The following is a 22,743-nucleotide window of genomic DNA, read 5'->3' on the forward strand; positions in this document are numbered from 1 at the left end:
TTAGCGCCAATCGCTATGACGCTAATGCCGAAATCATTAGCGCCAATGTGCCACTACCCCTTCCACAGCAAAAACCGCCTCTATACTCCAGTCATTCGCCTGCGTTGACGCGCAGTAAGGACGACTTCAGAGATGGGGCATGCTATGGAGTGGCTTGGTTTGCAGTTTGTTACCGAGCTGCCGGAGAGCGGGCAGGTCATTCTCGATTGCACACATAATCCCTTGCTGGTACTGGTGGCCTATCTGGTCGCCTGCGCCGCGAGTTTTGCCACCCTCGATATGGCCGAGCGTGTGGGCCATGCCGAAGACCCACGTTCGCAGCGACTGTGGCGCTGGATCGGCGCGACCTGTCTGGCCGGCGGCATCTGGGCCATGCATTTCATCGGCATGCTGGCATTCCAGGCACCGATCGACATCCAGTACGACCTGCCCATCACCCTGTTTTCCCTGCTGATCGCCCTGCTCGCCTCGTGGCTGGCCATGCACACGCTGAGCGAAGCGCAACCGAGCCTGATGCAATATCTGAAGACCGCCATCGTCATTGGCATGGGTATCGCCGGCATGCATTACGTTGGCATGGCCGCCATGCAATCAAGCGCCACCGCGTACTACCAACCGTCGCTGTTCGTGCTATCGATTGCGATCGCCATCGGCGCCAGTTTCGCTGCGTTGTGGGTGGCAGGTTATTTGCGCGAAGGCAGCGGTCTGGTGCATCAGATGCTCAAGTACGCCGCGGCATTGATCCTCGGAGCCGGTATTTTCAGCATGCATTTCACCGGCATGGCCGCTCTGCAACTGATACTGCCCGAAGGCAGCGTGCCGACGCTGGCGGTCAAGGCCAGCCACATGCAGTTGGGCCTGACTGTCGCGCTGATCGCCTTGCTGATTCTGGGCAGTGCAATCAGCGCGGCGCTGGCCGACAAGAAACTGCAGAACAAGGAGCACGACCTGCGGCGGGTCAACGCCTTGCTCAGTCAACTCGATCAGGCGCGCATGTCACTGCAACAAGTGGCCAACTATGACGCGCTGACCAACCTGATCAACCGTCGTGGTTTCAACCAGATCTTCGCCGAGAAACTCAGCCAGAAAACCAGCGAAGGCGGCATGCTCGCGGTGATGTTTCTCGACATCGATCACTTCAAGCGGATCAACGACAGCCTCGGCCATGACGCCGGTGACGAACTGCTCAAGGTCATCGCCAATCACATCAAAGGCTCGGTGCGCAGCCATGAAGACGTGGTCGCGCGTTTCGGCGGCGACGAGTTCTGCATCCTCATCAGCCTGCGTGAGCGTGAAGAAGCCCGCAACATGGCCCAGCGCATCATGCTCAAGATGAAAGAGCCGATCGAGCTGGCCGGCCGCCGCATGGTGATGACCACCAGCATCGGCATCAGCCTGTTTCCGGAAGACGGCACCACCTGCGAAGAACTGCTCAAGCACGCCGATCTGGCGCTGTATCAGTCCAAGGGCGCGGGCCGTAACGGCTTGCACTTTTTCAGTTCCAACCTCAAGACCCGCGCCAGTTTCGAGCTGCAACTGGAGGAAGAACTTCGCCATGCGCTGCGCGAAGAAAACGGCCTGACCCTCTATTACCAGCCGATCTTCGAATTGAAAACCGGCCGCGTGACCAAGCTTGAAGCGCTGATTCGCTGGCGCCATCCGGTGCACGGTTTGCTGACCCCGGACCGTTTCATCAGCATCGCCGAAAACAACGGCCTGATCGCCGAACTGGACAACTGGGTGCTGCGCCGGGCCTGCAAGGACCTCGGTGAGTTGTCACGGCATGGCTGCGAAGAACTGAAAATTGCCTGGAACTGCTCGCCGCTCAACCTCGCCCGGGAAGAACTCGCCAGCGAAATCGAAAATGCCTTGCGCTGCGCCGGGGTTGCGCCGGAACGGCTGGAACTGGAGGTCACGGAAAACGCCTTGATGGGCAACATCGCCAACACGCTGGTGTTGCTGCGGCAGATTCGCGCCCTCGGCGTTTCACTGTCGATCGATGATTTCGGCACCGGCTATTCGTCGCTCGCCTACCTCAAACGTCTGCCGCTCAACACGTTGAAAATCGACCGCTCGTTCATCCTCGACATCCCTAAAGCCACCGCCGACATGGAGATTGTTCAGGCGATCATCGTCATGGCGCACACCCTGCATCTACAGGTGGTCACCGAAGGCGTGGAAAGCCTGGAGCAATACGAATTCCTTGAACGCTCGGGCTGCGACTTCATTCAGGGTTACCTGCTCAGCCGCCCGGTGCCGCTGGACGAACTGCGCCCGGTGCTGGAAGAAATCAATCAGCGCAAGCATTCACACGCGGTCAATCCGTTGATTCTGGCGCGCGGTACATTTGCACCAGTGTCGCTGGATCCTGCGCCAAAAAGCCCTGCGCCCCATGCAGGCGCATCAATTGTGCGGCCAATCCGCTGATCGGTGTCGCCGAGCCTTGTTCGCGAGAAAATTTCACTGCCGTATCAAGATCCTTGAGCAAGGTGCGCACGTGCCACTTGATCGGTTCGAAACGGCTTTCGGCCATTTGCGGGGCGAGGATCTGCAACGGTTTCGAATCGGCAAAACCACCGGCCAACGCTTCGGCGATCAGACTCGCATCAACGCCCGCCTGCTCGGCCAGCGCCACCACTTCGGCGATGACCAGCGCATTGCAGGCGACGATCATCTGGTTGCAGGCCTTGGTCACCTGGCCTGCGCCGACGCCGCCCATGTGCGTGACACGCTGACCGAGGTTGAGCAGCACTGCACGCACGCGTTCAAGATCTGCTACTTCGCCACCGACCATGATCGCCAGGCTACCGGCCTCGGCACCGACCACGCCGCCGGACACCGGTGAATCCAGCCAGGCCATGCCGGTTTTCTCCAGCAGTTCGGCGGCCATTTCGCGCGTGGCCGTCGGTTCCAGGCTGGAAAAATCCACCAGCAACTGGGCTTTTTTTGCACCTTCGGCGACACCGTGCGGGCCGAACACGACTTCGCGCACCACCGCCGTGTCGGCCAGACACAACATCACCACGTCGGCGTGTGTGCACAGTTGCGCAGGGCTTGCGACCTGTCGGGCACCGGCTTCGACCAGTGGCGCGCACTTGGCCGGGTTGCGGTTCCACACGGTCAGCGGATAACCCGCGGCCAACAGACGCCGGCACATGGGCAGGCCCATCAGACCGATTCCGGCGAACCCCAACGAAGGTAGCGTTGACATCATTTTGCCTCTTTTCGATTAAAGATCGCCGAATAATGGCCGATTCATCAACGATCAGGAAAGGATTCCCCCCAGCGACAGTCAGGCCAAAACCCTGACGCTCGGGCTCAATTCGCGCACATAAAAGACGCGAGATCTTATTCCGTGAGGTTCGCAGGCAACTGGCCCGCGAGCCAACCAGTCCAGGTATATGGCGCACAATGACTTCTAAAAACAATCCCGCCACTGCGGTATCCGATCTGACTTTGAGCCCCGCCGCCAACAGCCCGTCATCGTCGAAGCCATTGGTCCCGTCGCGCCCGCTGTCGACCCAGCAATACCTGTACTTCACCGAAACCAATACCGACCGCATCCTCGACAACCTCGACGGCCTGCGTGATCTGGTGTTCCCGCGTCCGCCGCACCTGGAAGGCGACAACGAACAGCACAACGACCAGGAATTCCCCTCGGTGTGCCTGATCGGCCTCGGTCGTTGCGGCTCCAACATCGCCCTCGACGTCGCGGAGCTGGTGTACAACGCACGCAAGTTCTACCTCAACGAATTCAACAACGAAGACCGTGCGGCGGATCGCCGACTGGCCGACAAGGGCTACAGCCCGGCGCAGTGGATCAAGAACAACTTGCGCATCGGCCCGAACAAATCGACCAAACCGGTGTTTCTGGTCGAACCGCTGGTGATGCTCGGCGACCTCGACAAGGACATCGCCGGGCGCATCCGTTTCTCGCGCAAGGGCGAGAAAAGCGGCTTCCTGCGCGACTACAGCAAAATGAAGATCATGGACTTGTCCGAAGTCCACGCCGGTGGCGCCGGTAACGCGCCGATCCTCGGCCAGTACCTGGCGAAGATCATCCTCAACAAGGACACCCAGCGCTTCTCCAGCCCTGACTGGAAAATGATCCACTCGTACCTGATCGACAGCTGCGGCATCAAGGCCAACCAGTCGCGCCTGTACTTCTCGATCTTCAGTGCCGGCGGCGGTACCGGTTCAGGCATGGCTTCGGAATTCGGCCTGGCCCAGCAGCACTCGTACATGAACAAGACCTTCGACACCAAGCCGATGGACGAGCATGACGGCAAGAGCGGTCATTCGTTCGTCTTCGAACCGATCTTCACCAGCGGCATCTGCGTGCTGCCGAACATTTCCGATCACCGCAGCGAAATGTCCGAGGCGCTGCACATCAACGCCGGTCGCCTCTTGTGCAAATACCTCTCGGAAGAATGGGATTTCTCTTACAACTTCGCTAATGAAGACAGCAGCGAAGCTAGCGTCATGGGCCGTATCCGCCCGTGGAACGCGATGATGCTGATTTCCAACGACATCATGCGTTACGCCGAAGAGAGCGATGACGGCAACATCCAGAACATTGATGTCAATGCGATGGAAAAGCACGCCAACCAGTACATCTCGCAGCAGATATTCAACATTCTGACCGCGCAGGCAGTCACCACTGACTACGACCAGAACTACTTCCGTCGCGCCGGCATCGACATCGGCGAAACCATTCGCCTCGACGCCAACGACCTGTTCATGAGTCTGGCCGGCCCGGTGGCGATTGCCTACGCCGAATCGGTGGTGCCGGAAACCCCGCCGCCGAGCAGCGACAAATTCAAGGTGTTCGACAAAGAGCCGCAGCGTCTGAACATCGACGACCTGTTCTTCCGCTCGATCGACCTGCCGCACTTCAACAAAGTGACGCAGGCGATCGAAGGCATCAGCCTGTTGCCGATCGAGTCCAAGCGTTATCGCGCGTCGCTTGAGCAGTACAAGAATTCCGGCTACGACGCCGCCGCGCTGCACGACCTGCACTTCTTCAAGAACTGCTCGTCGGTGGTCTCGATCGTTTCGCTGCCGAAAGACTACAAGCTGTCGTACATGGACCTGAACCGGTTGAAGACCCACCTCAACAGCCTGTTCCCCAACACCACGCTCAAGCGTTACGCGCTGGTGATCGGTGCCTCGGCCAACCTGTCGCTGACCACTCTGATCGCGAAGAGCCCGTGCCTGTCGGACGACTTCCTGACCTTGATCGTGGCGTTCATCAAGCGCTGCTTCGCGAAGAACCCGTACCGTTTCGACGAGACCCTGGACAACTCGATTCTCGACTTCATCATCAATGAAGAATTCGACGAAGACCGCATCGATGATCTGCTCAACGAGTTCGAGAACCCGGCGAAGATCCTCGACACCAACTGGTACGCGATCAAACCGATGTACGAGAAGAAGTACCGCGAGCTGATCAACGACAAAGAGAAGTTTGTCTCGATCAACGACATTCGCCTGTCGCGCGATTGCGTGAAAAAGTCGATCAAGTACCTGCGCGAGATCTACCGTCACCGGATTGGCAAGACCAAGGTTATTTCGCTGAATAACCATACCGGGAAGTCGTTCACGGTCTGATCCAGGACCGAGTCGCCCCCTTCGCGAGCAAGCTCGCTCCCACATTTGGAATGCATTCCCCTGTGGGAGCGAGCTTGCTCGCGAAGGGGCCGGCACATTCACTGAAGATTTCAGCCTTTCCAATATCCAGAAACAATTAAGCAGCCGTTAGGCTGCTTACTAAACTGTTCCCGTTACGTTTACGTCACCGTGAGGCCGCCCGCGCTTGGGGTGTTTCTCTACGGCAACGTGCCATCACGCTACTCCGCTACACACTTTTTGCTGATGACCCGCCGCACCATCAAGGTGCAGCGTCAGAAGCGCCTGCCCTTTCCTGGATCAGAATCCACGGCGAAACCACCACTGCCCAGAGCTGCGGATCGCGTTCGAAAAGATCCAGCGCCCGCGTTTCAGACAGCTTGGCGACCTTGTCTTCGGCCAGCCAGGCAGCGACTTTCTCGCCTTCGTCTGACGCTACGGCCTCGGCAGCGGCGATCAAATCAAGCGTAGGGTCGACCCACAATAGGGCACCCTTGGCGAAGAACGGCTCCAACTCTTTCCAGGTAATAGATGCGGTTTCACCAAGCAGCTTGGCATAGAGGGTGCTAGGTTCTTGATTCATGGGAACTGTCCGGAAAAGAAATCGACGCGAATGATAACGTCGGTGGTCCGCCAGAAAAACCCGGTTGCAAATGGCTGCACCGAACGAAAAGAGCAGGAACGCCAGGGAATGCTGCTGATTGGGCTATATGCCCACGAACGTCCCGCCGCAATTCTGTCTTTTTCATTCAAAAATGCGACACCCACAAGTTTTGCCCCTCGGCGCCTGCTTCCCAGGCTAACAACCGGCGCTCTACACTGTACCGGTACAGTTGCCGGGGGCATTTCCGGAGGGTATCGCAAAGATATCTGACCCGGTTCTGCTGCTACGGCGCCAGAACTCAAAAAAAATTACAACAGTAAGAGTGGAGCACTATGACTAAGGCTACTAAGCAGATTTCCAAACTGTTTGCCGCTATGGTTCTGGCCGGGGTTGCCAGCCATTCGTTCGCAGCTGACACCATCAAAATCGGTATCGCCGGTCCTAAAACCGGTCCAGTAGCCCAGTACGGCGACATGCAGTTCAGTGGCGCAAAAATGGCCATCGAACAAATCAACGCCAAGGGCGGCGTCGACGGCAAGAAACTCGAAGCCGTTGAATACGACGATGCCTGCGATCCGAAACAAGCGGTAGCGGTCGCGAACAAGGTCGTCAACGACGGCGTCAAGTTCGTCGTCGGTCACCTGTGCTCCAGCTCCACTCAACCGGCTTCGGACATCTACGAAGACGAAGGCGTGATCATGATCACCCCGGCTGCCACCAGCCCGGACATCACCGCCCGTGGTTACAAAATGGTCTTCCGTACCATCGGTCTGGACAGCGCCCAGGGCCCTGCCGCCGGTAACTACATTGCCGATCACGTGAAACCGAAAATCGTTGCCGTGCTGCACGACAAGCAACAATACGGTGAAGGCATCGCCACTGCCGTCAAATCGACCCTTGAGAAGAAAGGCGTGAAAGTCGCCGTGTTCGAAGGCGTCAACGCCGGCGACAAGGACTTCTCCTCGATCATCGCCAAACTCAAGCAAGCCAACGTCGACTTCGTTTACTACGGCGGCTACCACCCGGAACTGGGCCTGATCCTGCGTCAGGCGGCTGAAAAAGGCCTGAAAGCCAAGTTCATGGGTCCGGAAGGCGTGGGTAACGACTCGATTTCGCAGATCGCCAAAGACGCTTCCGAAGGTCTGCTGGTGACCCTGCCGAAATCCTTCGACCAGGATCCAGCCAACATCGCCCTGGCAGACGCCTTCAAGGCGAAGAAAGAAGACCCGAGCGGCCCGTTCGTGTTCCCTTCCTACTCGGCGGTTGAAGTGATTGCCGGCGGTATCACCGCAGCCAAATCCGAAGACCCTGCCAAAGTGGCCGAAGCCATTCACGCCGGCACCTTCAAAACCCCGACTGGCGACCTGAGCTTCGACGCCAAGGGCGACCTGAAGGACTTCAAATTTGTGGTTTACGAGTGGCACTTCGGCAAACCAAAAACTGAAGTGTCGCCTCAGTAAGGCGCGCCCTGACTGACTGCCAATAAAGCCCACGGCGTGCCGTGGGCTTTGTTTTACGAATGTATGGGCCGCGCTGGCGTGATCCGCCAGTCTCCCCACCTGAAAATCTCAAAACCGTCATCAGCGGTTCGCTGGCAAAACCCGGATTCGAAGTGGATAGAGATCCACGGGGCCGGGCGGGAAAATGACTCCACCAGTGAAATGCGTATCAGGTTTTTAGGAGCGTTGTAATGCCTGACCTCTATCACTTCTTCCAGCAGCTGGTTAATGGCCTGACCATTGGCAGCACGTATGCCCTGATTGCCATCGGCTATACGATGGTTTACGGCATCATTGGAATGATCAACTTCGCCCACGGCGAGGTGTACATGATCGGTTCCTACGTGGCGTTCATCGCCATCGCCGGGCTGGCCATGATGGGAATCGACAACGTCCCGCTGTTGATGACCGCAGCCTTCATCGCGAGCATCGTTGTCACCAGTTCCTATGGTTACAGCATCGAACGGATCGCCTACCGCCCCCTGCGCGGCAGCAACCGTCTGATCCCGCTGATCTCCGCCATCGGTATGTCGATCTTCCTGCAGAACACGGTTCTGCTGGCGCAAGACTCCAAGGACAAATCCATCCCCAACCTGATCCCCGGGAACATTTCCTTCGGGCCAGGTGGCGCACATGAAGTGCTGATTTCCTACATGCAAATCGTGGTGTTCGTGGTGACCCTGGTCGCCATGCTCGGCCTGACGCTGTTCATCTCCCGCTCTCGCCTGGGTCGCGCCTGCCGCGCCTGCGCCGAAGACATCAAGATGGCCAACCTGCTCGGCATCAACACCAACAACATCATCGCCCTGACCTTCGTCATTGGTGCTGCACTGGCGGCCATCGCGGCCGTGCTGCTGAGCATGCAATACGGCGTGATCAACCCGAACGCCGGTTTCCTCGTCGGTCTCAAAGCCTTCACCGCAGCGGTACTGGGCGGCATCGGCAGCATCCCCGGCGCCATGCTCGGCGGGTTGGTGCTTGGGGTGGCGGAAGCGTTTGGTGCCGATATCTTCGGCGACCAGTACAAGGACGTCGTGGCTTTCGGCTTGTTGGTTCTGGTGCTGTTGTTCCGTCCGACCGGCATTCTGGGCCGTCCGGAGGTTGAGAAAGTATGACTAGGAATCTTAAACAGGCACTGTTCAGTGCCTTGCTGGTGTGGGCCGTGGCCTACCCGGTACTCGGTCTGAAACTGACCATCGTCGGCATCAACCTTGAAGTGCACAACACCAGCCCGATGATTCTGGCGACCATCGCCATCTGCTCGGTGCTGATGTTCCTGCGGGTGCTGTTCAACCAGCAGATCAGCAAGGCGTGGAACTCCTCGCCGGGCCTGCCGTTGATCCCGGCCAAGGCCAGCAACTTCCTGACCCTGCCGACCACGCAACGCTACTTCATCATTGCGCTGATCATCGGTGCGCTGGTGTGGCCGTTCTTCGGCTCGCGTGGCGCGGTGGACATCGCGACGCTGATCCTGATCTACGTGATGCTTGGCCTGGGCCTGAACATCGTCGTTGGTCTGGCCGGTCTGCTCGACCTCGGTTACGTCGGCTTCTACGCCGTCGGCGCCTACAGCTACGCGCTGCTGTCGCACTACTACGGCCTGAGCTTCTGGATCTGCCTGCCGATTGCCGGCCTGATGGCGGCCACGTTCGGCTTCCTGCTGGGCTTCCCGGTGTTGCGTTTGCGCGGTGACTATCTGGCGATCGTGACCCTCGGCTTCGGCGAGATCATCCGTCTGTTCCTGCGTAACCTGACCGACATCACGGGCGGTCCGAACGGCATCAGCAACATCGAGAAACCGACGTTCTTCGGCCTGACCTTCGAGCGTAAAGCGGCGGAAGGCATGCAGACTTTCCACGAATACTTCGGCCTCGAATACAACTCGATCAACAAGGTGATTTTCCTTTACCTGGTTGCGTTGTTGCTGGCGCTGGCAGCGCTGTTCATCATTAACCGTCTGCTGCGCATGCCGATCGGCCGTGCGTGGGAAGCGCTGCGTGAAGATGAAATCGCTTGCCGGGCACTAGGGCTGAATCCGACGATCATCAAACTGTCGGCGTTCACTCTGGGCGCAAGCTTCGCCGGTTTCGCCGGTAGCTTCTTCGCCGCCCGTCAGGGTCTGGTGACCCCGGAGTCGTTCACCTTCATCGAGTCGGCGATCATCCTCGCCATTGTCGTGCTGGGTGGCATGGGCTCGCAGTTGGGTGTGATTCTGGCGGCCGTGGTGATGATCCTGTTGCCGGAAATGATGCGTGAATTCAGCGAGTACCGCATGTTGATGTTCGGTGCGCTGATGGTGTTGATGATGATCTGGCGTCCACAAGGTCTGCTGCCGATGCAACGACCAGAACTTAAACTGAGAGCGGAGATGCGAAAATGAGCCGCTCAATCCTTAAAGTCGAAAACCTGAGCATGCGCTTCGGCGGCTTGCTGGCGGTCAACGGCGTGGCCCTGACCGTCAAAGAGAAACAAGTGGTTGCACTGATCGGCCCGAACGGCGCCGGCAAGACCACCGTGTTCAACTGCCTGACCGGTTTCTATCAGCCAACTGGCGGTAGCATCCTGTTGGATGGCGAGCCGATTCAAGGCCTGCCGGGCCACAAGATCGCGCTCAAAGGCGTGGTGCGTACCTTCCAGAACGTGCGCCTGTTCAAGGACATGACGGCGGTCGAGAACCTGTTGATCGCCCAGCACCGTCACTTGAACACGAACTTCCTGGCCGGTCTGTTCAAGACCCCGGCGTTCCGTAAAAGCGAACGCGAGGCCATGGAGTTTGCCGAGTACTGGCTGGAAAAGGTCAACCTCAAAGAGTTCGCCAACCGTACCGCCGGCACCCTGGCCTACGGTCAGCAACGGCGTCTGGAAATCGCTCGCTGCATGATGACCCGTCCGCGGATCCTCATGCTCGACGAACCGGCTGCCGGCCTCAATCCGAAGGAAACCGAAGACCTCAAGGCGCTGATCAGTGTGCTGCGTGAAGAGCACAACGTCACCGTGCTGCTGATCGAACACGACATGAAACTGGTCATGAGCATTTCCGACCACATCGTCGTGATCAACCAGGGCACGCCTCTGGCTGACGGCACGCCGGAACAGATCCGCGACAATCCTGAAGTGATCAAAGCCTACCTGGGGGAAGCGTAAATGCTGCAGTTCGAAAACGTTTCCACCTTCTACGGCAAGATCCAGGCCCTGCACAGCGTCAACGTCGAAGTCCGTCAGGGCGAGATCGTGACCCTGATCGGCGCCAACGGTGCCGGCAAGTCCACGCTGCTGATGACGCTCTGCGGTTCGCCGCAGGCGCACAGCGGCAGCATCCGCTACATGGGTGAGGAACTGGTCGGCCAGGACTCGTCGCAGATCATGCGCAAAAGCATCGCGGTAGTGCCGGAAGGTCGTCGGGTGTTCGCCCGTCTGACCGTTGAAGAAAACCTCTCCATGGGCGGTTTCTTCACCGACAAGGGCGACTATCAGGAACAGATGGACAAGGTGCTCGGCCTGTTCCCGCGCCTGAAAGAGCGCTTCAACCAGCGCGGCGGCACCATGTCCGGCGGCGAACAGCAAATGCTCGCCATCGGCCGTGCGCTGATGAGCAAGCCCAAACTGTTGCTGCTCGACGAGCCATCGCTGGGCCTGGCACCGATTATCATCCAGCAGATTTTCGACATCATCGAAATGCTGCGCAAGGACGGTGTGACGGTGTTCCTGGTCGAGCAGAACGCCAACCAGGCGCTGAAAATCGCCGACCGCGCGTACGTTCTGGAGAACGGCCGCGTGGTCATGCAAGGCACCGGTGAAGCGCTGCTGACCGACCCGAAAGTACGCGAGGCGTACCTCGGCGGTTGATGCGTTTCAGCTAACAAAAAAACGGCCTTCGGGCCGTTTTTTGTGTTCGCGTCACTACGTTACACCCTCGCAACTTTTCACATAAGCGATCGCTTGCCCTACCGTCTTGATTTTTTCAGCCTCATCATCCGGCATTTCTATGCTGAACTCATCTTCCAGTCCCATCTGCAGCTCAACGACTGTCAATGAGTCAGCCCCCAGATCATCAACAAAATTGTCGTCTGAATTCAACTGCGCTGCTGACCGGCCCAAATGCTCAGCAATTATATGCTTAACTCTTTCCGCGATATCGGCCATGTTGAGTCCCTCACCCGTGTTGGTTAGACGCTGCCATCTCCACTACAAGACTGAATATACTCATCATAAAAATCTTTCCAACTGTCATAAATGACAGTTTTTAATCACCGTTCGCGATAAAGATTATTCATTTTCTCTGTATAGAAGCTGCCGCAGCATGCGGCAGCTCCTGAGCATCGACGATCAATACGGATTGCAATGCTGCGCCACCGCCGTCGCCTGATCGGCATAAGACCGTGCCGGCTCAAGGTTCCACTCCGGCTTGTTGCGCACAGGCTTGCCGTCGTAGGTGGCTGCGAGGTGGCAGACCATCTGCCGACGCAGTGACCCGCCGTTGACGCTGTACTGCCGCCACTGCTGGTCGTCTTTGTGTTTGTTGTACAACTCGGCAAACATCCGGTCGGTCTGATCATCCTTGATCGCCCGCCCGCACGCGGTCGGCACCACCGAGAGCGACCAGGTGTTCGGCCCCAGTTTCGGATCTGGCCGTTGTACCCAGGTGCTCGACTCGATGTACTTCTCACAGAACTGCGGCGTCGCTGGCGTCGCGGTCTGGATGCACGAGAAAGAGGCCTTGGCCACTGGCGTTTTCGGGAAGTCGATCTTGATGATGTTGCGGTCCTTGCCGGTCCTGGCCTTGTAGTCGCGTTGATTGGCCATCGCATCGTTCAAGCCGCGCTGATCGCTGTAGAAAAACGCCAGAACCGGCAACTCGTCAGTCTTCGGGTTGCCCAGACGCAGTTCCGTCTGGGTTTGAAACTCACGGCTGTTGATGACCTTGCGCGCGCCCATGAAGTTGCGAAAGGCGTCGACCCGCTCCTTGCTGCTCATCGGATTGCGCATGTTGAAGCCGCATTGCAACTGGTCCTGTTGCCGATTGTTGTTGTATTGGGTGAAGTGCGCGACCCAGGCATTCGGAGTGGCGATCGGTGGTTTCATCGCCTGACAAACCGCTTCGGCCGGCGCGGTGTTTTTGTTGTCGCCACAGCCGCGGTCATTGCGAAAATCGGTCCAGGCGTCATTGGGAAAGGCGCAGTAAACATGCACCGGCGTTTCCGGGTCGCGCACCAGATCCCTTGGCGTGATGAGATAGCCGTTCTGCGTGCTCATGCCGGGGTCTTCGTAACTGATGCCGTCGGCGCGCATGAACGAAGCGGCGAACGTGCCCAGCTCCACGGCTTTCGGGCTGGGATTCCATACATCCCATTTCTGCCCTTTGGCCGGGTCGGCCCGGTGCGTACCGCGCACCAGCAACCCGGAACAGTCGGATGCGGGGTCCTGGCCACAACTGTCGACGGTCTTGTTGTACAACGTTTCGACCTTTTTAAGCGTCTCGTCACATGACTCTGCATACGCCCAGGTGGCCTGCACCAGCAGGGGCAACATCAGCAATGGCGCGATCCTGTTCAACCGTTTGTTCATGGCTTGCATCTCCTTGATTAGCCAAACACACCTTCAACGCGGGACCGGATTGCAGCCCGCCGCCCGAGTCTCGCTGTCCGACAAGGCCGGGCGAAACGGCTCGAGATTCCATGGCGTCTTGGCGCGGTAATTGACCAGGACGCAGCTCAATTGCTGACGCATGCTGCCGACGGATTTTTCATTGTCGCGCCAGTGGCTGTCGGCGCCTTTGAGGGCGAACAGCTGCTCGTACATCACCCCGAGTTGCGCGTTGGGCAATGCGCGACCTGCCGCCGTGGGCACCACACTCAAGCTCCACTCATCCTTGCGCGTGCCGGGGTCGTAACGTTTGATCCAGTTGGCCGAGGCGATGTAGTCGGGCGCAGGTGCAGCAGGTGTGGGCTGAACTCCACCCGCCATCATTGGCTCGATCGCCTGATCAGCAGCGACATAACTGAAGCGCTGCTCCGCAGGCTTGGTGAAGTCCAGGCGCAGGATTGGCACGCTGTAACCTTGCGCGTGGAGTTTCTTCTGAAAGTTGCGAGCGCTGTTCAAGCCGTTCTCCGGTTTCGGTGGCGCCTGATCACCGCGCGTGGCGAAGTTCTGCGTGCTGTTGACGTTGTAGATAAAGGCGTCGATGTACTTCATGTTTTCGCTGCCATCGTTGGTCGCGGTGGCGTTCTTCAACATGAACTCGTTGACCTGCGCACTGAAGGCAAAAGGGTCTTTGTTGGTGGTGTTGGGCCGCGACTCGTGCACCCGGATCATCGCGCTCCAGTCACTGGGTTTTTCCGCGTTCCATGAGCACTGGCCATATTGGATCGGCCCCTTCATCAACCCGGTGTACTTCTGCGTCCACTGCTCGGCGGTGCTGACCCCGGCTTCGGCGCAGGTGCCATAGGCCAGCGCGGCATTGCGATTGTTCATCGCACCTTGAGCGGCGCGCGGCGGCTCACGGCTGTCGAAGAAACCGCAGCCATACCACTTGCGCTCGGGCCCGGTGCCGCCATCGAAGGCGTAGATACAGGTGAACCCCTGCTCTTTGACCGGCAGCTTCAGCGCCGCTGCATCGGTGGGCGTGCGCAAGATGAAACCGGCCGGATGAATGAGGATGCGCGTGCTCAGGTCCTTGCGGATCCACGAATAGGAAGTCGCGCCAATCCTGATCGCGTACGGGCTGTAATCCCAAGGATTGAAGGGCCCGTCGTTGACCATGCGCAAGGTCACGCCGCTGCAATAGTAGAGGCCGCGCGCGGCACCGGTGTCGGGCTCCTGGCAAGCCTCTTTGAGGGTGTTGTAGTTGAAGTTGATGCGCTTGAGGGTGTCCTGCGGATCGGAAACTGTCTGGGCAGTCGCCGCACTGAACCACAAGGGAAATGCGCAGGCCAGGGCAAAAGATAACGTCCGGCGCGATAGCGCAGCGGAGTCTGAGCGATCCTTTTTCATGAGATACCGTCCTGGTAAATCGGCCCGGGCAAAGGGGCCTTCGAGTTGACTATAGAACAGCCTCGGCAGTCCGGCGGGACAGAACACAAAGCCAGCCTGCAGGTTATTTAAAAATAATTTGCGCAGCGCTGTAACGCACCGCAGTGAGCTTTCTCTAGTGGGGTAAGCAAGCAAAAACCGCTTGTAAAAACCCTGACCAAGACTGGAGAAACATCATGACTGCTACCACTCGCACCCTGTCCGCCACTGCCCTGGTTCTGGCCCTCGGTTCTGCCCTGAGCATCGCCGCCGTCTCCACCGCCCACGCCGCCGACGACATGGAAAAATGCTTCGGCGTGGCCATGAAAGGTCATAACGATTGCGCCGCCGGTGCAGGCACCACATGTGCTGGCACTTCGAAAATGGACTACCAGGCAAACGCCTGGAAACTCGTACCGAAAGGCAGCTGCGCCACCACTGAGAGCAAGACCTCGCCGACCGGTTTCGGCCAGATGGAAGCGTTCAAAGCCAAGTCCTGATCTTTGGTCTGCCTGAGTGACGATCATGTTTAACGCCAGCCCCCCTGCCCTTCCCGCCACTCAGGCAGCCCTGCGCGAGCTCCCGCCCCGTGCCGGGCTGGGGCTCAAGACCGGGCACTTTCGTGAAGTGCTCGATTCACAACCGGACATCGGTTTCTTCGAAGTACACGCCGAAAACTACATGGTCGCCGGCGGCCCGTTTCATCATTTTCTCGGTTTGATCCGCGAGCAGTATCCGCTGTCGCTGCACGGTGTCGGGTTGTCCATCGGCGCTGAAGGGCCGCTGGATCAGCAGCACCTCAAGCGCCTGGCCGAGCTGATTCAGCGCTATCAACCGCACTCTTTTTCCGAACACCTGGCATGGTCGAGCCACGGCCCGGTGTTTCTCAATGACCTGCTGCCACTGGCCTATGACACGCCGACGCTGAAGCGCGTCTGCGAGCATATCGATCAGGTACAAAACACCCTCAAACGCCCCCTGCTGCTGGAGAACCCGGCGACCTATCTGGCGTTTCAGCGCTCGACCCTCGATGAGGCAGATTTCATCGCCGAAGTCATCCGCCGCAGCGGCTGTGGCCTGTTGCTGGACGTCAACAATGTCTACGTTTCCTGCGTGAACCATCAACGCGATCCGTTGGCGTATCTCGATGCCCTGCCGCTGCACGCGGTGGGCGAGATTCATCTGGCCGGGTTTGCCGAAGACGCCGACAGCCGCGGTGACCGCTTGTTGATTGACGATCACGGCGCGCCGATTGATCAAGCGGTCTGGGCGTTGTACCAACAGGTGCTGGCTCGCATCGGCCCGGTGGCGACGTTGATCGAACGCGACAATCAAGTGCCGGCGTTCAACATTCTGTTGGCCGAGGCGCGTCAGGCCGATGAGTTGCTAAGCGCTGCCGGGGGCTGGTCATGAGCACACAACGCGCGTTCGCCGCTGCCCTCCTCGACACTCAGTTGCCCTGCCCGGAAGGTCTGTGCAGCGCCAACGGTGCCGACCCGGCCAGTCGCTTTGCGGTGTATCGCAATAACGTCCAAAGCTCCTTGATCAACGCACTCGCCGACAGCTACCCCGTGGTCGAGCAACTGGTCGGTACCGATTTTTTCCGCGCCATGGCGGCGTTATTCATCCACGACAACCCGCCAGCCAGCCCATTGCTGAGCCAGTTCGGCGAGGGTTTCGCCGAGTTTATCGAAAGGTTCGAGCCGGCTCGCAGCGTGCCCTATCTGGCCGATGTCGCACGTCTTGAGCAATTGCGCACTCGCGCCTATCACGCCGCCGACGCCAGCACCGTGCGCGCCGAGCAAATCACTGCGGCGTTGACCGCCGCTCAAGGCTTGAGCGAATTGCGCTTCGAACTGCATCCGTCCCTGCATCTGCTCGACTCGGCCTATGCCGTGGTGGCGATCTGGGCTGCACATCAACGCGACGCGTCGCTGGCCGGCATCGACCTCGACCAAGGGCAGTACGCCTTGATCCTGCGCAATGGCCTGGAGGTCGAGGTGTTTGCCCTTGAGCACGGCGCCAGCGTGTTTATCCGTCAGCTGATCGACGGCCGGCCACTGCTCGCAGCGGCCGAAAACAGCCCGCCGTTCGACCTCAGCCAAACCCTGGCCTTACTGATCGCGCACAACGCGATCAGCCATATACACAACAAGGAATTGCCATGAACACGCTCATCACCCGCGCCATCACGTTGCTGGAACAAATCCCGCACAGCCTGATCGCCTTTATCGCGCGTTTTTCGATTGCGGCGGTGTTCTGGAAGTCCGGGCAGACCAAGGTCGAGGGACTGGCCATCGACTTGCTCGACGGCACTTTTCAGCTCGGTTGGCCACGTCTGGCCGACTCGACGATTCCACTGTTTAAAAGCGAATACCACGTGCCCCTGCTGTCGCCGGAACTCGCCGCGCACCTGGCGGCGTTCGCCGAACACTTCTTTCCGGTGCTGATACTGATCGGCTTCGCCACACGGTTTTCGGCGTTGGCGTTGTTGGGCATGACGCTGACCATTCAGCTGTTTGTGTATCCGGATGCCTATCCGACTCACGGCACCTGGGCGGCGGTGTTGCTGTATCTGATGGCGACCGGCCCGGGCAAGTTGTCGATCGATCACCTGATCGCCCGCCGCTTCGCAAAATAAGCAACATCCGTGTGGGCTCAGCGCTGGAGACGATCCAGCGCCTCGCCGCTGCGCTTGAACCAGCCGATCAAATAATCCGCCAGCACCTGCGTGCGTTTCGGCAGTCCGCCCTGATACGGATGCACCAGGTACATCGGCATGCGTCGGGTCTGAAAATCGCGCAGCAACCAGCGCAAGCGTCCGTCTGCCAATTCCGCTTGCAGCAGATACGAAGGCAACCGCGCAATCCCGGCGCCCGCCAGTGCGGCTTTCTTGAGCAAGCTGTAGTGGTTGCTGGCGAACGGCCCCGATACCCGCACCCGCATCAATTCATGCTGCTGGTGATACAGCCATTCTTCGCGACCGCTGTAGTGGCTGTTGAGCAGACAGCGATGTTCGGCCAGCGCCTGTGGCGTCAGCGGCTCACCGAAGCGCTCGAGATAGGCCGGGCTGGCGCAGGTCATTTCCTGCCAGGCCAGCAACGGTTTGGCCACCAGTCGCTCGTCATTGGCCACCTCACTGCGGATCGCCAGATCAAAGCCGTCCCGTGACAGCTCGCGGTAACTGTTATTCAACTCAAGCTCGATCTGCACCTCGGGGTACTGCTGCGAAAACTCCAGCAGCAGCCCATCGAAGAAGGTTTCCCCCAGCGACACCGGCACCGTCATTCGCACCGGCCCGGCCATATCGTCTTTCAGCCGCGCCAGGGCCTGACGCGCCCGTTCCACCTGGACGACAAGCGCCTGGGCTTGCGGCAACAACGCCGCGCCGGCAGCAGTCAGGCTCAAGCGCCGGGTGGTGCGTTGCAGCAACACCACGGCAAATCGCGCTTCCAGTTGGCTGATGCGTTTGGACAGCTGGCCCTTGCTGCAGCCCAATTGCTGCGCCGCCAAGGTGAAACTCCCCGCTTCGATCAACACAGCGAACGCCGCCAGATCATCCATTTCGCTCATGGATTGTTTCCATTTGAAAACCAAAGGTTGCCCATTAGCGCGCTTATCCGCAGAAAAAACCACTCTAGACTGAAACCTCGTTCAATCACTTGAGGCACAGCACGATGAAGATTCTGTTGATAGGCGCTGGCGGCACCATCGGTTCGGCCGTGGACAAAGAGCTTTCGCAACGCCACGAAGTCATCCGTATCGGCCGCAGCAGCGGTGACTTGCAGGTGGATATCAGCGACAGCGCGTCGATCCACAAGCTGTTCGAGCAAACCGGCAAGTTCGATGCACTGGTCTGCGCTGCCGGCAACGTCACCTTCGCAGCGTTGGCTGAGATGACTGAAGACAGTTTTGCCCTCGGCCTCAAAGACAAACTGATGGGCCAGGTCAATCTGCTGTTGATCGGCCGCGAGTTCGCCAACGACGGCGCCTCGTTCACCTTCACCACCGGCGTGCTCAGCCACGATCCGATTCGCAGCGGTGCATCGGCCGCGCTGGTCAACGGTGCGCTGGACAGCTTCGTGCGCGCCGCCGCCATCGAGTTGCCGCGCGGCTTGCGCGTGAACTCGATCAGCCCGACCGTACTGCTCGAAGCCATGGGCAGCTACGCCCCGTATTTCCGTGGTTACAAACCTGTGCCTGCGGCGGATGTGGCATTGGCCTATGCGAAAAGTGTCGAAGGCCTGCAGACAGGTCAGACATTTCACGTGGGCTAAGCCCTTGTGATGAACGGTCAGGCTGCGTAACGTGGCGGCACTTGTCTGGAGAGCCGAAGATGCGTGTTGCCCGTTCGTTAGTCGTTGTTGCCCTGCTGCCGTTGTTTGCCGCTTGCCAGTTGTTCGACGGCCAGCGAGAAAGTGCCTCGCACATCGGGCAGACGCGGATGCAGGGGCAACTGACCGCCGCTGACGGCAAACTGGTGTTCCAGCCATGCCAGGAGCAGCGCCAACTCATCGTCAATGACATCGGTGGCACCAGCATCCTGCAAGAAGCCGCGACCCTCGCCGACGAGCAGGGCAAGCTGTTTGCCGATGTGCGCGGCAAGGTCGCCGGTGACCGCCTCGACCTGACTCAGCTGTACCGCGTCGAACGCTCCGGCACCGCTTGCGATGATCCCAATTTCAAACTGCTGATCCTGCGCGCCACCGGCCATGGCCCGGAATGGAACGTCAAGGTCAGCGGCAAAGGCATGGTCATCGACCGCGACGGCCAGCCGCCACTTGCCGTGCCTTATGTTGAAGAGCAACTGGGCGACGGCCGCTTCAATCTGAGCAGCGAAGCCAATAACCAACGCATCGAACTGTGGGTCGCGCCGCAGCGCTGCGTCGACAGCAGCACCGGCAGCGTGCAGCACATGAGCGCCGAGTTGCGCATCGACGGCCAGGTGCAACGCGGTTGCGGGTATTTCGGCGGTTCGCGCAACGACTGAGCGTTTTAGCCTCACCGGATCCGGCCTTTGCGGCTTATAATCGCGGCCTTCAAACGCCCTGGCGCAGTTGTGCGCCCCGCGAACCCGGATCCTCGCCATGTTACGAATCACTGAACTCAAGCTGCCAATCGACCATCCCGAAGAAGACCTGCGCCCTGCCATCGTGCAGCGCCTGGGCATCGCCAGCGATGATTTGCTCGATTTCACCTTGTTCAAGCGCAGCTACGACGCGCGCAAAAAGTCCTCCGAACTGTGCTTCATCTACACCATCGACCTCAGCGTGCGCGACGAGGCCAAGGTGTTGGGCAAGTTCGCCGAAGACCGTAACGTCAACGTGGCGCCGGATGTCAGCTACAAATTCGTCGGCCAGGCGCCAAGCGACCTGAGCCAGCGCCCGATCGTCGTCGGTTTCGGCCCGTGCGGCATCTTCGCCGGCCTGCTGCTGGCACAAATGGGCTTCAAGCCGATCGTCCTCGAACGCGGCACCGAAGTGCGTCAGCGCACCAAGGACACCTGGGGCCTGTGGCGTAAAAGCGTGCTCAACCCCGAGTCCAACGTGCAGTTCGGCGAAGGCGGCGCGGGCACGTTCTCCGACGGCAAGCTGTACAGCCAGATCAAGGATCCGAAGTTCCTTGGCCGCAAAGTCCTGCACGAGTTCGTCAAGGCCGGCGCCCCGGAAGAAATCCTCTACGTCAGCAAGCCGCACATTGGTACGTTCCGTCTGACCGGCATGGTTGAAAACATGCGCGAGCAGATCCGCGAACTCGGCGGCGAAGTGCGCTTCCAGGAACGCGTCACCGACGTGCTGATCGAAGATGGCCAACTGGTCGGCGTACAACTGGCCAGCGGCGAAACCCTGCATTCGAAACATGTGGTTCTGGCCCTCGGCCACAGCGCCCGCGACACCTTCCGCATGCTCCACAGCCGTGGCGTGTTCATGGAAGCCAAGCCGTTTTCGGTGGGTTTCCGTATCGAACACCCACAATCGCTGATCGACCGCGCGCGTCTGGGCAAATACGCCGGCCATCCGAAACTGGGCGCCGCCGACTACAAACTGGTGCACCACGCCAAGAACGGCCGTTCGGTCTACAGCTTCTGCATGTGCCCGGGCGGCACCGTGGTGGCGGCGACTTCCGAGCCGAACCGCGTGGTCACCAACGGCATGAGCCAGTACTCGCGTAACGAGCGCAACGCCAACTCCGGCATCGTCGTTGGCATTACCCCGGAAGTCGATTATCCCGGCGGCCCGTTGGCGGGGATCGAGTTGCAGGAGCGTCTGGAGTCTCACGCGTTCATCCTTGGCGGCAGCGATTACAAAGCACCGGCGCAGTTGGTGGGCGACTTCATCAACGACATTCCTTCGACCGAACTGGGCGAAGTCGAGCCGTCTTACAAACCGGGCGTGGCGCTGGGCGATCTGTCCCTGGCATTGCCGGAATTTGCGATTGAAGCGATTCGTGAAGCGCTGCCGGCGTTCGAGAAGCAGATTCGCGGTTACTCGCTGCACGATGCAGTGTTGACCGGGATCGAGACGCGCACTTCGTCGCCGCTGCGCATTACGCGGAACGAGACGCTGCAGAGCATGAACGTGAAAGGCCTGTTCCCGGCCGGTGAAGGCGCGGGTTATGCGGGCGGGATTCTGTCGGCGGGTGTGGACGGGATTCGCATCGCAGAAGCCGTGGCGCGCGATATCCTCGGCCTCGAAGCCTGATCAGCATTAGCTGACCCAATACAAAACCCTGTGGGAGCGAGCCTGCTCGCGAAAGCGGTATTTCAGACAACAATGATGTTGAATGAGATGCCCCCTTCGCGAGCAGGCTCGCTCCCACATTGGTTTTTGTATTCAGCTTCAGATATTGGCGCGCAGGATTGAAGTCGGCAGCGGCTCACCGCGCTCGGCACTCGCTGCCACTGCGTCGATCAACCCACTCAACTCATACCCCTGCGCCTGCAACCAATCCTGATCGTAATACGTGTCGGCATATCGCTCGCCGCCATCGCACAGAATCGCCACGATCGACCCCGACTCCCCCGCCGCTTTCATCTGCTGCGCCGCCATCAGCGCACCAATCAGATTGGTCCCGCTCGACCCGCCGACATGCCGTCCCAGACGCTGCGCCAGATAATGCATGGCCGCCAGCGACAAGGCATCGGGCACCTTGACCATCGCATCGATCACCTTGGGCAGAAACGACGCTTCAACGCGCGGCCGGCCAATGCCTTCAATGCGCGAGCCGCAATCCAGGCGCAGACTCGCATCACCGGTCTGGTAAAAATCGAAGAACACCGAACGCTCGGCATCGGCGCACAACACGCGGGTGCAATGCTGGCGATAGCGCACGTAACGGCCGAGCGTCGCGGTGGTGCCGCCGGTGCCGGGGCTGGAAATCAGCCAGCTCGGTTCCGGGTGTTTCTCGTAGCGCATCTGCTGGAAAATCGATTCGGCGATGTTGTTGTTCGCGCGCCAGTCGGTGGCGCGTTCGGCGTAGGTGAACTGGTCGATGAAGTGGCCGCCATGCTCGCGGGCCAGGCGCTCGGATTCGGCGTAGATCTGCGTCGGATCCTTCACCAGATGGCTCTGGCCACCGTAGAAGGCGATCTGCGCGATCTTCTCTTTGGAGGTGGTCGCCGGCATCACCGCAATGAACGGCAATCCGAGCATCCGCGCGAAATACGCTTCGGAAATCGCCGTCGAACCGCTCGACGCCTCGATTACCGGAGCGCCCGGTTTCAACCAGCCGTTACACAACGCGTAGAGAAACAGTGAACGCGCCAGGCGATGTTTAAGGCTGCCGGTCGGATGACTGGACTCATCCTTGAAATACAACTCGATGCCCGCAAAACCCGGCAACGGCAAAGGGATCAGGTGGGTGTCGGCGCTGCGCTGAAAATCCGCCTCAATAATGCGGATAGCTTCGCGGGCCCACTGTCGGTTGTCGCTCATGGTGAGGGTTCTCGTTGAATCGGCAGGAGATGAGTCTGTTCAAAAGGCTCACTCATCAGCTTAGGAAAAA

The 22,743-nt window shown here is 59.4% G+C and carries 21 protein-coding genes; 14 read left to right on the top strand and 7 right to left on the bottom strand.

Annotation, left to right across the window (positions count from 1 at the left end; genetic code table 11):
• Window positions 1-144 precede the first annotated feature (144 nt).
• The gene (locus tag A8O26_RS21600) at window positions 145-2,427 is read left to right on the top strand and encodes a putative bifunctional diguanylate cyclase/phosphodiesterase (RefSeq protein WP_064119771.1); all 2,283 of its coding nucleotides are present in this window, start codon (window positions 145-147) and stop codon (window positions 2,425-2,427) included.
• Here the strand turns inward: A8O26_RS21600 and A8O26_RS29525 are convergent.
• Window positions 2,318-3,214: an NAD(P)-dependent oxidoreductase gene (locus A8O26_RS29525; protein WP_172828189.1), complete on the bottom strand. Its 897-nt coding sequence runs from the start codon at window positions 3,212-3,214 to the stop codon at window positions 2,318-2,320. The genes A8O26_RS21600 and A8O26_RS29525 overlap by 110 nt on opposite strands.
• Before the next feature lie 197 nt (window positions 3,215-3,411).
• Between A8O26_RS29525 and A8O26_RS21610 the strand changes: the two genes are divergently transcribed.
• On the top strand, window positions 3,412-5,610 hold the full coding sequence (locus A8O26_RS21610) for a hypothetical protein (RefSeq protein WP_064119773.1): 2,199 nt from the start codon (window positions 3,412-3,414) through the stop codon (window positions 5,608-5,610).
• A gap of 280 nt (window positions 5,611-5,890) precedes the next feature.
• Here A8O26_RS21610 and A8O26_RS21615 read toward each other — a convergent pair whose 3' ends face one another.
• Window positions 5,891-6,211 carry a DUF2288 domain-containing protein gene (locus A8O26_RS21615; protein ID WP_064119774.1) on the bottom strand — a complete coding sequence of 107 codons (321 nt, stop codon included), beginning with the start codon at window positions 6,209-6,211 and terminating at the stop codon, window positions 5,891-5,893.
• Window positions 6,212-6,564: 353 nt separating this feature from the next.
• Here A8O26_RS21615 and A8O26_RS21620 point away from each other — a divergent pair, with 353 nt between their 5' ends.
• From A8O26_RS21620 to A8O26_RS21640, 5 genes are all read left to right on the top strand, one after another.
• Window positions 6,565-7,692 (top strand): branched-chain amino acid ABC transporter substrate-binding protein, encoded by a 1,128-nt coding sequence (locus A8O26_RS21620; protein ID WP_064119775.1) that lies wholly within the window; start codon window positions 6,565-6,567, stop codon window positions 7,690-7,692.
• Between the two features lie 230 nt (window positions 7,693-7,922).
• Window positions 7,923-8,846 (top strand): high-affinity branched-chain amino acid ABC transporter permease LivH, encoded by a 924-nt coding sequence (livH, locus tag A8O26_RS21625; protein ID WP_034154997.1) that lies wholly within the window; start codon window positions 7,923-7,925, stop codon window positions 8,844-8,846.
• Window positions 8,843-10,111 (top strand): high-affinity branched-chain amino acid ABC transporter permease LivM, encoded by a 1,269-nt coding sequence (locus A8O26_RS21630; protein WP_064119776.1) that lies wholly within the window; start codon window positions 8,843-8,845, stop codon window positions 10,109-10,111. The genes livH and A8O26_RS21630 overlap by 4 nt, the downstream gene beginning before the upstream one ends.
• Window positions 10,108-10,875: a high-affinity branched-chain amino acid ABC transporter ATP-binding protein LivG gene (gene livG, locus A8O26_RS21635; protein ID WP_064119777.1), complete on the top strand. Its 768-nt coding sequence runs from the start codon at window positions 10,108-10,110 to the stop codon at window positions 10,873-10,875. Before A8O26_RS21630 ends, livG begins: the two co-directional genes overlap by 4 nt.
• Complete coding sequence (locus A8O26_RS21640; protein ID WP_008082262.1) at window positions 10,876-11,577, top strand: ABC transporter ATP-binding protein; 702 nt, start codon at window positions 10,876-10,878, stop codon at window positions 11,575-11,577. It begins immediately after the preceding gene.
• 54 nt (window positions 11,578-11,631) lie between these two features.
• Here A8O26_RS21640 and A8O26_RS21645 read toward each other — a convergent pair whose 3' ends face one another.
• The 3 genes from A8O26_RS21645 to A8O26_RS21655 all read right to left on the bottom strand — a co-directional run bounded on the left by A8O26_RS21645 (window position 11,632) and on the right by A8O26_RS21655 (window position 14,721).
• Window positions 11,632-11,874, bottom strand: a complete 243-nt coding sequence (locus A8O26_RS21645) for an acyl carrier protein (protein ID WP_064119778.1) — start codon at window positions 11,872-11,874, stop codon at window positions 11,632-11,634.
• A 183-nt stretch (window positions 11,875-12,057) separates the two neighbouring features.
• The gene (locus A8O26_RS21650) at window positions 12,058-13,296 is read right to left on the bottom strand and encodes a DUF2599 domain-containing protein (protein ID WP_064119779.1); all 1,239 of its coding nucleotides are present in this window, start codon (window positions 13,294-13,296) and stop codon (window positions 12,058-12,060) included.
• A gap of 33 nt (window positions 13,297-13,329) precedes the next feature.
• A complete protein-coding gene (locus A8O26_RS21655; RefSeq protein ID WP_064119780.1) occupies window positions 13,330-14,721 on the bottom strand; it encodes a DUF2599 domain-containing protein in 1,392 nt (463 codons plus the stop codon).
• 215 nt (window positions 14,722-14,936) lie between these two features.
• Between A8O26_RS21655 and A8O26_RS21660 the strand changes: the two genes are divergently transcribed.
• From A8O26_RS21660 to A8O26_RS21675, 4 genes are read left to right on the top strand one after another with little or no spacing between them, the layout of a single operon-like run.
• Complete coding sequence (locus A8O26_RS21660; RefSeq protein WP_064119781.1) at window positions 14,937-15,239, top strand: BufA1 family periplasmic bufferin-type metallophore; 303 nt, start codon at window positions 14,937-14,939, stop codon at window positions 15,237-15,239.
• Window positions 15,240-15,264: 25 nt separating this feature from the next.
• Entirely contained in the window at window positions 15,265-16,152 is an 888-nt protein-coding gene (bufB, locus tag A8O26_RS21665; RefSeq protein ID WP_064119782.1) for an MNIO family bufferin maturase, read from the top strand.
• Window positions 16,149-16,907: an HvfC/BufC N-terminal domain-containing protein gene (locus tag A8O26_RS21670; protein ID WP_064119783.1), complete on the top strand. Its 759-nt coding sequence runs from the start codon at window positions 16,149-16,151 to the stop codon at window positions 16,905-16,907. The genes bufB and A8O26_RS21670 overlap by 4 nt, the downstream gene beginning before the upstream one ends.
• Window positions 16,904-17,380, top strand: coding sequence for a DoxX family protein (locus A8O26_RS21675; protein ID WP_064119784.1), 477 nt, complete (start codon window positions 16,904-16,906; stop codon window positions 17,378-17,380). Before A8O26_RS21670 ends, A8O26_RS21675 begins: the two co-directional genes overlap by 4 nt.
• A gap of 17 nt (window positions 17,381-17,397) precedes the next feature.
• Here the strand turns inward: A8O26_RS21675 and A8O26_RS21680 are convergent, their stop codons facing one another.
• Window positions 17,398-18,312, bottom strand: a complete 915-nt coding sequence (locus tag A8O26_RS21680; RefSeq protein ID WP_064119785.1) for a LysR family transcriptional regulator — start codon at window positions 18,310-18,312, stop codon at window positions 17,398-17,400.
• Window positions 18,313-18,416: 104 nt separating this feature from the next.
• On the opposite strand from A8O26_RS21680, the gene A8O26_RS21685 reads away from it, so the two are divergent.
• From A8O26_RS21685 to A8O26_RS21695, 3 genes are all read left to right on the top strand, one after another.
• Window positions 18,417-19,016 carry a short chain dehydrogenase gene (locus tag A8O26_RS21685; protein WP_064119786.1) on the top strand — a complete coding sequence of 200 codons (600 nt, stop codon included), beginning with the start codon at window positions 18,417-18,419 and terminating at the stop codon, window positions 19,014-19,016.
• A gap of 59 nt (window positions 19,017-19,075) precedes the next feature.
• Window positions 19,076-19,729, top strand: coding sequence for a COG3650 family protein (locus A8O26_RS21690; RefSeq protein ID WP_064119787.1), 654 nt, complete (start codon window positions 19,076-19,078; stop codon window positions 19,727-19,729).
• Between the two features lie 97 nt (window positions 19,730-19,826).
• Window positions 19,827-21,440: an NAD(P)/FAD-dependent oxidoreductase gene (locus tag A8O26_RS21695; RefSeq protein WP_064119788.1), complete on the top strand. Its 1,614-nt coding sequence runs from the start codon at window positions 19,827-19,829 to the stop codon at window positions 21,438-21,440.
• Between the two features lie 138 nt (window positions 21,441-21,578).
• Here A8O26_RS21695 and A8O26_RS21700 read toward each other — a convergent pair whose 3' ends face one another.
• Complete coding sequence (locus A8O26_RS21700) at window positions 21,579-22,673, bottom strand: PLP-dependent cysteine synthase family protein (protein ID WP_064119789.1); 1,095 nt, start codon at window positions 22,671-22,673, stop codon at window positions 21,579-21,581.
• Between the last annotated feature and the right edge of the window lie 70 nt (window positions 22,674-22,743).

The sequence above is a fragment of the Pseudomonas fluorescens genome (genome assembly GCF_001648775.1).
GTDB classification, from domain to species: domain Bacteria; phylum Pseudomonadota; class Gammaproteobacteria; order Pseudomonadales; family Pseudomonadaceae; genus Aquipseudomonas; species Aquipseudomonas fluorescens_M.

Bases quoted from the DNA above. Each gene is read 5' to 3' on its own strand.
- A8O26_RS21600 (WP_064119771.1), top strand. From the start codon at position 145: ATGGAGTGGCTTGGTTTGCAGTTTGTTACCGAGCTGCCGGAGAGCGGG.
- A8O26_RS21680 (WP_064119785.1), bottom strand. From the start codon at position 18,312: ATGAGCGAAATGGATGATCTGGCGGCGTTCGCTGTGTTGATCGAAGCG.
- A8O26_RS21655 (WP_064119780.1), bottom strand. From the start codon at position 14,721: ATGAAAAAGGATCGCTCAGACTCCGCTGCGCTATCGCGCCGGACGTTA.
- A8O26_RS21660 (WP_064119781.1), top strand. From the start codon at position 14,937: ATGACTGCTACCACTCGCACCCTGTCCGCCACTGCCCTGGTTCTGGCC.
- livH (WP_034154997.1), top strand. From the start codon at position 7,923: ATGCCTGACCTCTATCACTTCTTCCAGCAGCTGGTTAATGGCCTGACC.
- A8O26_RS29525 (WP_172828189.1), bottom strand. From the start codon at position 3,214: ATGATGTCAACGCTACCTTCGTTGGGGTTCGCCGGAATCGGTCTGATG.
- A8O26_RS21685 (WP_064119786.1), top strand. From the start codon at position 18,417: ATGAAGATTCTGTTGATAGGCGCTGGCGGCACCATCGGTTCGGCCGTG.
- A8O26_RS21610 (WP_064119773.1), top strand. From the start codon at position 3,412: ATGACTTCTAAAAACAATCCCGCCACTGCGGTATCCGATCTGACTTTG.
- A8O26_RS21630 (WP_064119776.1), top strand. From the start codon at position 8,843: ATGACTAGGAATCTTAAACAGGCACTGTTCAGTGCCTTGCTGGTGTGG.
- A8O26_RS21640 (WP_008082262.1), top strand. From the start codon at position 10,876: ATGCTGCAGTTCGAAAACGTTTCCACCTTCTACGGCAAGATCCAGGCC.
- A8O26_RS21690 (WP_064119787.1), top strand. From the start codon at position 19,076: ATGCGTGTTGCCCGTTCGTTAGTCGTTGTTGCCCTGCTGCCGTTGTTT.
- A8O26_RS21615 (WP_064119774.1), bottom strand. From the start codon at position 6,211: ATGAATCAAGAACCTAGCACCCTCTATGCCAAGCTGCTTGGTGAAACC.
- A8O26_RS21645 (WP_064119778.1), bottom strand. From the start codon at position 11,874: ATGGCCGATATCGCGGAAAGAGTTAAGCATATAATTGCTGAGCATTTG.
- A8O26_RS21695 (WP_064119788.1), top strand. From the start codon at position 19,827: ATGTTACGAATCACTGAACTCAAGCTGCCAATCGACCATCCCGAAGAA.
- livG (WP_064119777.1), top strand. From the start codon at position 10,108: ATGAGCCGCTCAATCCTTAAAGTCGAAAACCTGAGCATGCGCTTCGGC.
- A8O26_RS21650 (WP_064119779.1), bottom strand. From the start codon at position 13,296: ATGAACAAACGGTTGAACAGGATCGCGCCATTGCTGATGTTGCCCCTG.
- A8O26_RS21620 (WP_064119775.1), top strand. From the start codon at position 6,565: ATGACTAAGGCTACTAAGCAGATTTCCAAACTGTTTGCCGCTATGGTT.
- A8O26_RS21675 (WP_064119784.1), top strand. From the start codon at position 16,904: ATGAACACGCTCATCACCCGCGCCATCACGTTGCTGGAACAAATCCCG.
- A8O26_RS21700 (WP_064119789.1), bottom strand. From the start codon at position 22,673: ATGAGCGACAACCGACAGTGGGCCCGCGAAGCTATCCGCATTATTGAG.
- A8O26_RS21670 (WP_064119783.1), top strand. From the start codon at position 16,149: ATGAGCACACAACGCGCGTTCGCCGCTGCCCTCCTCGACACTCAGTTG.
- bufB (WP_064119782.1), top strand. From the start codon at position 15,265: ATGTTTAACGCCAGCCCCCCTGCCCTTCCCGCCACTCAGGCAGCCCTG.